The following is a 12227-nucleotide window of genomic DNA, read 5'->3' on the forward strand; positions in this document are numbered from 1 at the left end:
AGGGGGGTCAGCGGACGGGCTGGATGCTCCGTTCGACGTCGGCGGCCATGGCCTCGCCGTCGACGACGCGGATGACGTCGATCAGCACCCGCTCCCCGTCCGGAGCGTTGAGCGCGGCACGCACGAGGGCGACCGCGTCCTCCCGGAGCCGCACCCCCCTCAGGTCGACGGGGCGGCCCAGCTGCTCCCCGAGGAGGGACGCCACGAGTATGCGGCCCTGGGGGTCCTCCATGGACGGCACATGGGTCAGCGCGTCGGTGAGGCGCCGCAACAACTCTGTCGCGCCCCAGTAGTCGCTGTCCTCCGCCAAGCTGTGGGCGTTCGCGCGCACTTCGTCGAACGGTGGCCTCGGGCGGCGGGGGGACCGGTCGGTCGTCGTGCGGTCACGGGACGGGGCGGCGCCGCCGCCGTCGAGCAGGTGCCGTACGCGATCGGCGGCCCCCGCGCCCTCGAAGATTTCGATGACCGCCTCCAGCACGCGCTCTCCACCTGGGGTGTTCAGTACAGTCCGCACCATCACCACCACGTCCTCCCGCAGCCGCAGGCCTCGCAGGTCGATCCGGCGGCCCAGCTGCTCTCCCAGCACGGAGCCGAACTGCACCCGGCTCTGGGCATCTGCCATGCACGTCAAGCCGCTCAGTTCGTTGGTGAGGTTCACCGTGCGGTTCAGCGGAAGCCGGGGCGCCGGAGATTCCGGGTTCCCGCGCGGGGATTGCGCTTCTGCCTCGGGCTGCGCCGGGATGACGGGCCGGCGCGGGGCGGTCGCGACCGACCGGGCGATGACGACCTGGCGCTCCACCTCCGCCCACATCAGCGGGCGTTGGCGTACCTGGGCCGCCCGCAGTTCGTCGTAGACGTACTCGTACAAATCCTGCGCGCTGATCAGGCCGTCGCCGTTGCCGTCCGCCTCTCCCGAGCGCAGGCCCTTGATGACGGCGCCGGTGAACCGGGACGGCTCGGGGTCGAGGGCGTCGAGGCGCTCGCCCTCCCAGGCGTACTCGGTGCGGTTGGTGGCGGTGAGCACCACCCGGCCGGATCCGGCCAGTTCGTCCTTGAGGTGGACGTCGGTGTCGCCCTTGGCCCCGGGCAGGAAGGCGCCGCTGTAGCAGCAGTCCAGGAGCAGGACGATGGAGCGGGCCCGGCAGCGGCTCATCCGGGTGCGCAGGAACTCGGCGGAGACGGCGGTGGAGGCGAGCAGGCGGCGGTCGGTGTCGGCGGCGGCGAAGTACAGTTCGCCGTCGTCGTTCTTCACACCGTGGCTGGACAGGTGCAGCAGGAGCAGGTCGTCCCGGCCGCGGTCGAGGAAGAAGTGCTCGATGGCGCGGGCCACTTCATGGTGCCGGCGGTCGACCACCGTACTCACCTCGAAGCCGCCGATCCCGGGATCGCGCAGCACCTCGGCGAGCCCTTCGGCGTCCCGGACGGGTGAACGGAGCTGCCGCAGCGCCGGGTTCTCGTAGCGGCCCGTCGCGATGAGCAGGGCGAAGCGGCCCCCGGACACGCCGGCCGTCCTCAGTCGCCCTGTCCGCCGCCGGACCCGGTGCCGGTGGCATCGCCGTCGGGGTCACCCGCGGTGGCGGCCTCGTGGGCCGTGACGAACGCCTCGATGAGCCGCTGCTGGTCGGCGGTGGACACGGCCTGGAGCTCCAGGCTGTTCTCGCCCAGGGCGATGCTGACCGTGCGCACCGGGCGGTTCTCGATCCAGGTCTGGATCAGGCTCAGCACCGAGCGCAGCGCGATCGGCGCCATGGTCACCGCGAGCGCGCCGACGGTGAGCGCGTCCACCGGCTTGGCTCCCTCGGGGATCTCACCGGCCCGGTGCAACTGGACGTCGTCCACGTCGAGTTCGAGCAGGCGGTCCCGCAACCCGCGGGTCAGCTCGTCGAGTTCTTCCTGGTCACTGTCCTGACGCCCGGTCAGGACGAGCTGCATGTGCTGCGTACCGCGGCTCACTGCCACCCCCGTCACCTGGTGTTGATCCAGCGTACAACGGGGAACGCGGCGAGGGCCGCACCTCCGGGAAGGGAGGTGCGGCCCTCAACTGCCGTGTGCTGCCGCTTACTTGCGGATCAGGCTGCGCAGCACGTACTGCATGATGCCGCCGTTGCGGTAGTAGTCCGCCTCACCGGGGGTGTCGATGCGGACGACCGCGTCGAACTCGACACCGGTGTCGGTGGTGACCTTCACCGTGCGCGGCGTGGTGCCGTTGTTCAGCTCGGTGACACCGGAGATGGAGAAGGTCTCCTCGCCGGTCAGGCCGAGGGACTCGGCGTTCTGGCCCTCGGGGAACTGCAGCGGCAGGACGCCCATGCCGATGAGGTTCGAGCGGTGGATGCGCTCGTAGGACTCGGCGATGACGGCCTTGACGCCGAGCAGCGCGGTACCCTTGGCGGCCCAGTCGCGGGACGAGCCGGAGCCGTACTCCTTGCCGGCCAGGACGACCAGCGGGATGCCGGCGGCCTGGTAGTTCTGCGAGGCGTCGTAGATGAAGGAGACGGGGCCGCCGTCCTGCGTGAAGTCACGCGTGTAGCCGCCCTCGGTGCCCGGCGCGATCTGGTTGCGCAGGCGGATGTTGGCGAACGTGCCGCGGATCATGACCTCGTGGTTGCCGCGGCGCGAGCCGTAGCTGTTGAAGTCGCGGCGCTCGACGCCGTGCTCCGTGAGGTACTTGCCGGCCGGGGTGTCGGCCTTGATCGCACCGGCCGGGGAGATGTGGTCGGTGGTGACCGAGTCGCCCAGCTTGGCCAGCACGCGGGCGCCGGAGATGTCCTCGACCGGGGCCGGGTCCATCTGCATGCCCTCGAAGTACGGGGGCTTGCGGACGTAGGTCGACTCCGGGTCCCACTCGAAGGTGTTGCCGGTCGGGATCGGCAGCGCCTGCCACTGGGCGTCGCCGGCGAAGACGTCGGAGTAGGACTTGGCGAACATGTCCTCGCCGATGGCGTTCGCCACGACGTCGTTGACCTCGGCCTCGGAGGGCCAGATGTCCTTCAGGTAGACCGGGTTGCCGTCCTGGTCGGTGCCCAGGGCGTCGCGCGTGATGTCCACCTTCATGGAGCCCGCGATGGCGTACGCGACGACCAGCGGCGGGGACGCCAGGTAGTTCATCTTGACGTCGGGGTTGATCCGGCCCTCGAAGTTGCGGTTGCCGGAGAGCACCGAGGTGACGGCGAGGTCGTGGTCGTTGACCGCCTTGGAGACCTCCTCCGGCAGCGGGCCGGAGTTGCCGATGCAGGTGGTGCAGCCGTAGCCGACGAGGTTGAAGCCGACCTTGTCGAGGTACGGGGTCAGGCCCGCCTTGTCGAAGTAGTCGGTGACGACCTTGGAGCCCGGGGCGAGGGTGGTCTTGACCCACGGCTTGCGGGTCAGGCCCTTCTCGACGGCCTTCTTGGCGACCAGGGCGGCGGCCACCATGACGTACGGGTTGGAGGTGTTGGTGCAGGAGGTGATGGCCGCGACCGTCACCGCACCGTGGTCCAGCTCGTAGGAGGTGCCGTCGGGGGCGGTCACGCGGACCGGGTTGGACGGGGCGCCGTTCGGGATCGAGGACGGGGCGTCGGAGCTCGGGAAGGACTCCTTGCTGGCCTCGTACTCGTCGTTGACGTAATTGCGGACGTCCTGCTTGAACTGCTCGGCGGCGTTCGCGAGGACGATGCGGTCCTGCGGGCGCTTCGGGCCGGCGATGGACGGGACGACCGTGGACAGGTCCAGCTCGAGCTTCTCGGAGAAGTCCGGCTCGGCCTTCGGGTCCAGCCAGAGGCCCTGCTCCTTGGCGTACGCCTCGACCAGCGCGAGCTGCTGCTCGCTGCGGCCGGTGAGCCGCATGTAGTTGATGGTCTCGTCGTCGATCGGGAAGATCGCGGCGGTGGAGCCGAACTCCGGCGACATGTTGCCGATGGTGGCGCGGTTGGCCAGGGAGGTGGCGGCCACGCCCTCGCCGTAGAACTCGACGAACTTGCCGACCACGCCGTGCTTGCGCAGCATCTCGGTGATGGTGAGCACCAGGTCGGTGGCGGTGGTGCCGGGCTGGAGCTCGCCGGTGAGCTTGAAGCCGACGACGCGCGGGATCAGCATGGAGACCGGCTGGCCGAGCATGGCGGCCTCGGCCTCGATGCCGCCGACGCCCCAGCCGAGGACGCCGAGGCCGTTGACCATGGTGGTGTGCGAGTCGGTGCCGACCAGGGTGTCGGGGTACGCCTTGCCGTCGCGGACCATGACGACACGGGCCAGGTGCTCGATGTTCACCTGGTGGACGATGCCGGTGCCGGGCGGGACGACCTTGAACTCGTCGAAGGCGGTCTGGCCCCAGCGCAGGAACTGGTAGCGCTCCTTGTTGCGGCCGTACTCCAGGTCGACGTTCACCTTGAAGGCGTCGTTGGTGCCGAACTTGTCGGCGATGACGGAGTGGTCGATGACCAGCTCGGCCGGGGCCAGCGGGTTGATCTTCGCCGGGTCGCCGCCGAGCTCCTTGACGGCCTCGCGCATGGTGGCGAGGTCCACGACGCAGGGCACGCCGGTGAAGTCCTGCATGATCACGCGGGCCGGCGTGAACTGGATCTCCTGCGACGGCTGGGCCTGGGAGTCCCAGGAGCCGAGCGCGCGGATGTGGTCGGCGGTGATGTTCGCGCCGTCCTCGGTGCGGAGGAGGTTCTCCAGCAGCACCTTCAGGCTGTAGGGAAGGCGCGCGGAGCCCTCGACCTTGTCCAGCCGGAAGATCTCGTACGACTCGTCGCCCACCTGCAGCGTGCTGCGGGCGTCGAAGCTGTTCGCCGACACGACAGTCTCCTTCATTGATGTGCGCGTACCACCGTCAATCGTGCCGCCACACCGGCTTGGCCGTTCCGGTGAGGTCAGGCTAAGTTAGGTATGCCTAACTGGAGTGGCGACCACGGTGCGCCTCGGCAGATATCTCGATGTCGAGATAACTCTAGTACACGGGCGCCGAATGGTCATGCCCGGGCCCGGCGTGTGATCTCTCCCGCCAGGTTGCCGCGGAGCGCTGACTGGACGCGGTATCGCGATATAGCGTTGGTCTTCCCATCGCGCCGCCGCATACCCGCGTCGCGCGGAGACGTTCGACAGGAGCAGGACGGACGCATGTCAGGAGAGACACCGGCCGCCAAGGAACCCTCCGGGCCCACCCCGTCGCCCGAGCTGCGGGCGTCCCATGCCGACCGGGACCGGGTGGTGGACGTGCTGCGCATCGCGGCGGGGGACGGACTGCTGACCGCGGACGAACTGGACGAACGCCTGGAGGCCGCCCTGTCGGCGCGGACACTGGGCGAACTGGCCGTGCTCACCGCCGATCTGCCGGCCGTGTCGACCGCTGCTCCCGGTGCCGGGACAGCGGGTGCGGAGGTCAAGGAGGTCGTCCGGATCGAGGGGGCGTTCAGCGGCGCGGTCAAGCGGACGGGCCGCTGGGTGCTGCCGCGACGGCTGGAGCTCGCGGTGGCCTGGTGTGACGTGACGCTCGACCTCACGGAGGCCGTGATCACACAGGACACCCTGCGGATCGACGTGGGCATGGCCGGGAAGAGCCTGACGCTGATCACGAGGCCGGGCATCGAGGTCGACACCGACGGCCTGGCCTTGGTCCACTGCAAGTTCAGGCACCGCCGCGCGCGGACATCCACGGACACACCGACCACGCTGCGCGTGGAACTGACCGGCCAGAAGGTCCACGGCAAGGTGGTGGTGCGGCCCCCGCGCCGGACGTTCGGGCAGTGGCTGCTGCGCCGGCCCGTGTTCCCTCCCTCCCGGCCGTCCCTCTCCCCATGACCCCGGACATCCGGGGTAAGCGCACTGAGACACGGTCAGGTTCCCGACGTTGAGGGGAGGCAGGGATGCCGCTCACCTTCCGCAAGAGCTTCCGCATCCTTCCGGGGGTGCGGCTGAACATCAACAAGCGCTCCTGGTCCATCACCACGGGCAGCAAGAACGGTCCCCGGTACACCCGGAGCAGCACCGGACGTCGTACGACATCGATGGATTTGCCGGGACCTTTCGGCTGGCGGCGCACACGGAGCAGTCGTAGCACCAGGGGCTGAATCGGGCACCCTTGACGTCATGTCACCCGAATGGACCCCCCAAGAGGTGCCATCTCATATCTGAGATAGCCTCAACCCCATGGCAGACGACTACCTCGTACGCATCGGCAAGCTCATCCGCGACGCCCGGCAACACCGGGGCTGGACGCAAGCGCAGCTCGCGGAAGCGCTCGCCACCAGCCAGAGCGCCGTCAACCGCATCGAACGCGGCAACCAGAACATCAGCCTTGAGATGATCGCCCGTATCGGCGAGGCCCTGGACAGCGAGATCGTGTCCCTGGGCTACGCGGGGCCGATGCATCTGCGCGTGGTGGGCGGCCGCCGGCTCTCCGGTGCCATCGACGTCAAGACGAGCAAGAACGCGTGCGTGGCACTGCTGTGCGCCTCGCTGCTCAACAGCGGGCGCACCGTGCTGCGCCGCGTCGCCCGCATCGAGGAGGTGTACCGCCTCTTGGAGGTGCTGGGCTCCATCGGCGTCCGCGCCCGGTGGATCAACGACGGCGTCGACCTGGAGATCGTGCCGCCGGCCGAACTCGACCTCGACGCCATCGACGCGGACGCCGCCCGCCGCACCCGCTCCATCATCATGTTCCTCGGCCCGCTGCTGCACCGCATGGACCGCTTCAAGCTGCCGTACGCCGGCGGCTGCGACCTCGGCACCCGCACCGTCGAGCCGCACATGATCGCGCTGCGCCGCTTCGGCCTCGACATCGCCGCCACCGAGGGCCAGTACCACGCGATGGTGGACCGCGCCGTCAGCCCCGACCGCCCGATCGTGCTGACCGAGCGCGGGGACACGGTCACCGAGAACGCGCTCCTGGCCGCGGCCCGGCACGACGGCATCACCGTCATCCGCAACGCCTCCTCCAACTACATGGTCCAGGACCTGTGCTTCTTCCTGGAGGCGCTGGGGGTGAAGGTCGACGGCATCGGCACGACGACGCTCACCGTGCACGGTGTCCCGGACATCGACGTCGACGTCGACTACTCCCCGTCCGAGGACCCGGTCGAGGCGATGAGCCTGGTGGCCGCGGCCGTCGTGACCGAGTCGGAGCTGACGGTGCGCCGGGTGCCGATCGAGTTCCTGGAGATCGAGCTGGCGGTCCTGGAGGAGATGGGCCTCGACCACGACCGCACGCCGGAGTACTTCGCCGACAACGGCCGTACCCGCCTGGTGGACCTGACGGTGCGCCCCTCCAAGCTCGAAGCGCCGATCGACAAGATCCACCCCATGCCCTTCCCGGGCCTGAACATCGACAACGTCCCGTTCTTCGCGGCGATCGCGGCGGTGGCGCAGGGCAAGACCCTCATCCACGACTGGGTCTACGACAACCGCGCGATCTACCTCACCGACCTCAACAGGCTCGGCGGGCGCCTGCAGTTGCTGGACCCGCACCGCGTCCTGGTCGAGGGCCCCACGCGCTGGCGCGCGGCCGAGATGATGTGCCCGCCGGCGCTGCGCCCCGCGGTGGTCGTGCTGCTGGCGATGATGGCGGCGGAGGGCACGTCGGTGCTCCGCAACGTGTATGTCATCAACCGGGGTTACGAGGACCTGGCGGAGCGGCTGAACTCGATCGGGGCACAGATCGAGACATTCCGGGACATTTAACGCACTGATGCCGCCGCACCCTGTCCGACCTGCTGGTGAGCGGGCCGGGACGGGGTGCGGCGGCATGGTTCGGCCTGTGGACGATGAGGGTGAGGGAGGCCGGGTTCGGCGGCCCTCTCGGAGACCGTGCGGATCCTTGTCGTACGGGTTTCGTCGCCGACGGCGGCCTGACCGGCCGACCTGGGCGGCCCGTCCCTCACGACAGCGGTGTCAGCAGGTCGAGGGAACGGAGCAGGAAGAACGCCGCGGTGATCACGATTCCGGCCACGACCAGGCCGAGCCAGACGTAGGGGTGTTCCCACACGCCACCGTCCGGACGTTCCTCGTGCGCCTCCGCTGTCGAGCCCTCCACCGGAGGGGTCTCGGTGGGCCGGTGAAGTGGTTCGGTCATGCCGCTCACCGCATTCCTCTCGTCGGCGGGCGCCGCATCGGCGCTCGCGGTTCACCGGCGGCCTCGGCACTCGGTCCGGCGGGAAGGGGGCGTCGTAGCCGCTCCGCGGCCGGCAGGGCGGTGCGCGCCTCGCGTTCGCGTGCCGCCTGCTCGGGGTGCCGGCGCTGCCAGTAGGGGTTGTCGTGGGAGAGCTTGCTGGACACCCGGCCGTACATCCCGAACGTGGCGATGATCAGCCCCATGACGAAGCTGAAGATCACGTTGGTCATGCCGAAGTCGAGGATGTTCGCGGGACGGTCCAGCACGAAGATGTGCGCGAAGCCGCTCAGGACGAAGAGCGCACCGACCGTCATGTTGAGGACGGAGGCGAAGTTGCCGCCGATCACCGCTCCGGCGAGCAGTGCCAGGCCGACGACGGTGGAGATGACGCTGAGGGCGACGTTGGTGGTCATGCCGGCGATCGTGTTCCCGGCCGTGTCGAAGGGGCTCAGTGCGTCGGCGAACCCGAGTCCCGCGAAGACCAGCAGGATGACGCCGCAGAGGCCTGCGCCGTAGCGGTAGACGGTGGCCAGATGGTGATCCAGGGGCAGTTCGTCTCTGAGCTTCATGGTGATGTTTCGAGTCCCGTGACCGCTTTGGATGCATACGTGCCGATATGCCCGCAGTGGGGTCGACAGTCGGGTTGAGCGGTCGGCCGTGCGCTGGTCGTGCATCCGCCGTAGGCGTGCGGCCTGAAGTGCTCGAGGACGACCGGCCGCTCGCCCGGCCGCCTCGCCGCGACGGGCGCGGTGGCGCCGTGAGCCGCATGATCGGTCGGTAGGACCGGGTGCCGTGGGACGAGCCGGAAGGGGAAGGCCGTGGCGACGAGCGGAGGGCGCGACGCGGAGCGGCTGCACTGTCTGGTGACCGGCGCGTCCGGGTACATCGGCGGGCGCCTGGTGCCCGAGCTGCTGGAGGCCGGTCACCGGGTGCGGTGTCTGGTCCGCTCCCCCGCCAAGCTGCGGGACCAGCCCTGGGCGGCGGACGCGGAGAGCGTGCAGGGGGACGTCACCGACCCGCGTTCGGTCGCCGAGGCGATGCGCGGTGTCGACGTCGCCTACTACCTGGTGCACGCCCTCGGATCCGGTGCGGACTTCGAGGACACCGACCGCAGGGCGGCACGCGTGTTCGCCCGCGCGGCACACGAGGCGGGCGTCCGCAGGATCGTCTACCTGGGTGGTCTCACCCCGAGTGGCGTCCCCGAGCGGTCGCTCTCCCCGCATCTGCGTTCACGCGCGGAGGTGGGCCGGATCTTCCTCGACTCCGACGTGCCCGCCACCGTACTGCGGGCGGCGGTGGTGATCGGTTCGGGGTCGGCGTCGTTCGAGATGCTGCGCTATCTGACCGAGCGGCTGCCCGTCATGGTGACACCCAGTTGGGTGCGCACCCGGACGCAGCCCATCGGGGTCCGCGACGTGCTGCGCTACCTGGCCGGGTCCGCCACCATGCCGGCCGACGTGAACCGGGCCTTCGACGTCGGCGGGCCGGACGTGCTCACCTACCGCGAGATGATGCGCCGCTACGCCGCCGTCGCGGGGCTGCGACGGCGGGTCATCGTGCCGGTCCCCGTGCTCACTCCACGGTTGTCCAGCCACTGGGTCGGCCTGGTGACACCGGTCCCTGCCTCGATCGCGCGGCCCCTGACGGAGTCGCTGCGGCATGAGGTGGTGTGCCGGGAGCACGACATCGCCCGGTACGTTCCCGATCCTCCGGGGCGGCCCCTGCCGTTCGACGAAGCCCTGGCCCTGGCCCTGCGGAGGGTCCGGGAAGCCCAGGTGGCCACCCGCTGGTCGTCCGCCTCCGTTCCCGGCGCCCCCAGCGACCCCCTCCCCACCGACCCCGACTGGGCGGGCGGCAGCCTCTACCAGGACGAGCGGGAACTGCCGGTCGACGCCTCCCCGCAGGCGCTGTGGAAGGTGGTGGAGGGAATCGGCGGCGACAACGGCTGGTACTCCTTCCCGCTGGCCTGGGCCGTACGGGGCTGGCTGGACCGGTTCGTCGGCGGGGTCGGCCTGCGCCGCGGGCGCCGGGACGCCGAGCGGCTGCGCGTCGGTGACTCGCTGGACTTCTGGCGGGTCGAGGAGATCGAACCGGAACGGCTCCTGCGGCTGCGCGCGGAGATGCGGCTGCCGGGACTGGCGTGGCTGGAGATGTACGTCGAGACGGACGCCGGGGGCCGTACCCGGTACCGGCAGCGCGCCCTGTTCCATCCGCGCGGGCTCCTGGGCCACGCCTACTGGTGGTCCGTCTCCCCCTTCCACGCCGTCGTCTTCGGCGGCATGGCCCGCAACATCACCCAGGCCGCCGCCAAGGGCATGACCGCCCGCACGCATCACCAGCGGCCCCGGCGCACACGGCGCCTCCGGCGTCGCCGCGCCCGCGACAGCGACCGCGGCCGCGACTGAGGAGGCGCCCCCTCGTGCACTGGCTCTTCGGCGACCAGCTCGGCCCCCACTTCCTCACCCCGGACGAGGACGGGGAGCCCGGACCCGACACACCCCTGCTCATGATCGAGGCCCGCTCCGTGTTCCGGCGGCGCCGGTTCCACCGGGCCAAGGCCCATCTCGTCCTGTCCGCCATGCGCCACCGCGCGGCCGAACTCGGCGACCGCGTCACGTACGTACGCGCCGAGACCTACCGGGAGGGCCTCGACCGAGCGACGCGCGGGCGTCCGGTCGGTGTCCACCACCCGACCTCACACGCGGCGCTCCGCCTGGTGCGGTCGCTCGGACAGGTGACGGTGCGTCCCGCGCGCGGGTTCCTCGTGCCGATGGCCGGCTTCGCCGCGTGGGCGGACGGCCACGGCGGGAAGCGGCGGCTTCGGCTGGAGGACTTCTACCACTGGGTGCGTCGCGAGCACGGCCTCCTCATGGACGGCGGCCGGCCGGCGGGTGACCGGTGGAACCTGGACCACGACAACCGGGAGCCGCCGCCCCGCGACACCACCTCCCTCGGCATCGCCCGTCCGTACCGGCCGCGCGAGGACGGCATCGACGACGAGGTCCGCCACGACCTCGACCGCTGGGAGCGCGACGGCGACGTCTCCTTCGCCGGGCGGGACGGGCCCCGCCTGTTCCCCGCGACCCGCGCGGAGGCGCGTCGGGCCCTGCGACGCTTCGTCGAGCACCGGCTCGCCACGTTCGGACCGTACGAGGACGCGATGCTGGCCGCCGACCCGGTCATGAGCCACAGCCTGCTCTCCTCCTCGCTCAACCTCGGCCTGCTCGACCCCGCCGAATGCGTCGCGCAGGCGGAGCGGGAGTGGCGTGCGGGCGGGGCGCCGCTGAACAGCGTGGAGGGCTTCGTCCGGCAGATCGCCGGCTGGCGCGAGTACGTGTGGCAGCTGTACTGGTACTTCGGCGAGGACTACCGCCGCTCCAACGCGCTGCGGCACACGGCCCCGCTGCCCGACTGGTGGAACGACCTGGACGCGGACGCCGTCCGGGCCAACTGCCTGCGCACGGTCCTGGCCCAGGTGCGCGACACGGGGTGGACGCACCACATCCCCCGGCTGATGATCCTCGGCAGTCACGCACTCCAGCGGGGCTGGGACCCCGCCGCCGTCACGGACTGGTTCCACCGCTGCTTCGTCGACGGCTACGACTGGGTCATGCTCCCCAATGTCGTCGGCATGTCCCAGTACGCCGACGGGGGACGCATGACGACCAAGCCCTACACCTCGGGCGGCGCCTACATCAACCGCATGAGCGACCTGTGCGGCCCCTGCGCCTACCGGCCGGGCGACCGGACCGGGGAGCACGCGTGCCCCTACACGGCCGGCTACTGGGCGTTCCTCGACCGGCACCGGGAACGGCTGGCCGGCAATCACCGCATCGCCCAGCCGGTGCGGCAGCTCGACCGCCTCGCCGACCTCGCGGACGTACGGGAACAGGAACGCGCGCGGGGTGACGCACCGCCCTGAGCGCGCTCGCGGGGTGCACCGCGCCTTGAGCCCGGCACCGGTGGGCGGCCGACCCGGCACCGGTGGGCGGCTGAGGTGACGTCACCTGGCCCGCCGTTCGACGACGGGGGTTCCGTCCGGGTCCGTGCGCAGCAGCTCGGCGTCCGTCTCCAGCGCGTCCGCGACAGCCGCCGCCACGTGCCGTGGGTCGCCGCCCGCGGGCAGCGGCGGGGCGGTGCC

10 protein-coding genes are annotated in these 12227 nt (G+C 70.7%); 5 read left to right on the forward strand and 5 right to left on the reverse strand.

Translation table 11 applies throughout. From position 1 onward, the window contains the following. Positions 1-7 precede the first annotated feature (7 nt). The 3 genes from N4P33_RS10885 to acnA all read right to left on the reverse strand — a co-directional run bounded on the left by N4P33_RS10885 (position 8) and on the right by acnA (position 4776). Positions 8-1501 carry a caspase, EACC1-associated type gene (locus N4P33_RS10885; RefSeq protein WP_260826143.1) on the reverse strand — a complete coding sequence of 498 codons (1494 nt, stop codon included), beginning with the start codon at positions 1499-1501 and terminating at the stop codon, positions 8-10. Positions 1502-1512: 11 nt separating this feature from the next. After that, the gene (locus N4P33_RS10890; RefSeq protein WP_260826144.1) at positions 1513-1959 is read right to left on the reverse strand and encodes a hypothetical protein; all 447 of its coding nucleotides are present in this window, start codon (positions 1957-1959) and stop codon (positions 1513-1515) included. 99 nt (positions 1960-2058) lie between these two features. Beyond that, on the reverse strand, positions 2059-4776 hold the full coding sequence (gene acnA / locus N4P33_RS10895) for an aconitate hydratase AcnA (RefSeq protein WP_313904498.1): 2718 nt from the start codon (positions 4774-4776) through the stop codon (positions 2059-2061). Positions 4777-5097: 321 nt separating this feature from the next. On the opposite strand from acnA, the gene N4P33_RS10900 reads away from it, so the two are divergent. From N4P33_RS10900 to N4P33_RS10910, 3 genes are all read left to right on the forward strand, one after another. After that, positions 5098-5778, forward strand: coding sequence for a DUF1707 domain-containing protein (locus N4P33_RS10900; protein ID WP_260826146.1), 681 nt, complete (start codon positions 5098-5100; stop codon positions 5776-5778). Between the two features lie 65 nt (positions 5779-5843). Further along, positions 5844-6047 carry a DUF4236 domain-containing protein gene (locus tag N4P33_RS10905; RefSeq protein WP_260826147.1) on the forward strand — a complete coding sequence of 68 codons (204 nt, stop codon included), beginning with the start codon at positions 5844-5846 and terminating at the stop codon, positions 6045-6047. Positions 6048-6126: 79 nt separating this feature from the next. Then, positions 6127-7656, forward strand: a complete 1530-nt coding sequence (locus N4P33_RS10910; protein WP_260826148.1) for a UDP-N-acetylglucosamine 1-carboxyvinyltransferase — start codon at positions 6127-6129, stop codon at positions 7654-7656. Between the two features lie 196 nt (positions 7657-7852). Here N4P33_RS10910 and N4P33_RS10915 read toward each other — a convergent pair whose 3' ends face one another. After that, positions 7853-8047 carry a hypothetical protein gene (locus tag N4P33_RS10915; RefSeq protein WP_260826149.1) on the reverse strand — a complete coding sequence of 65 codons (195 nt, stop codon included), beginning with the start codon at positions 8045-8047 and terminating at the stop codon, positions 7853-7855. Positions 8048-8052: 5 nt separating this feature from the next. Next, complete coding sequence (locus tag N4P33_RS10920; protein ID WP_260826150.1) at positions 8053-8655, reverse strand: DUF4383 domain-containing protein; 603 nt, start codon at positions 8653-8655, stop codon at positions 8053-8055. Positions 8656-8904: 249 nt separating this feature from the next. Here N4P33_RS10920 and N4P33_RS10925 point away from each other — a divergent pair, with 249 nt between their 5' ends. Next, on the forward strand, positions 8905-10491 hold the full coding sequence (locus N4P33_RS10925; RefSeq protein WP_260826151.1) for an SDR family oxidoreductase: 1587 nt from the start codon (positions 8905-8907) through the stop codon (positions 10489-10491). Between the two features lie 14 nt (positions 10492-10505). Further along, complete coding sequence (locus N4P33_RS10930) at positions 10506-12008, forward strand: cryptochrome/photolyase family protein (protein ID WP_260826152.1); 1503 nt, start codon at positions 10506-10508, stop codon at positions 12006-12008. Positions 12009-12227 lie beyond the last annotated feature (219 nt).

The organism is Streptomyces sp. 15-116A (assembly GCF_025290915.1).
GTDB lineage: Bacteria > Actinomycetota > Actinomycetes > Streptomycetales > Streptomycetaceae > Streptomyces.

Excerpts from the sequence above, each read along its gene's own strand:
- N4P33_RS10910 (WP_260826148.1), top strand. The coding sequence starts at position 6,127 with ATGGCAGACGACTACCTCGTACGCATCGGCAAGCTCATCCGCGACGCC.
- N4P33_RS10900 (WP_260826146.1), top strand. The coding sequence starts at position 5,098 with ATGTCAGGAGAGACACCGGCCGCCAAGGAACCCTCCGGGCCCACCCCG.
- N4P33_RS10920 (WP_260826150.1), bottom strand. The coding sequence starts at position 8,655 with ATGAAGCTCAGAGACGAACTGCCCCTGGATCACCATCTGGCCACCGTC.
- N4P33_RS10905 (WP_260826147.1), top strand. The coding sequence starts at position 5,844 with ATGCCGCTCACCTTCCGCAAGAGCTTCCGCATCCTTCCGGGGGTGCGG.
- N4P33_RS10915 (WP_260826149.1), bottom strand. The coding sequence starts at position 8,047 with ATGACCGAACCACTTCACCGGCCCACCGAGACCCCTCCGGTGGAGGGC.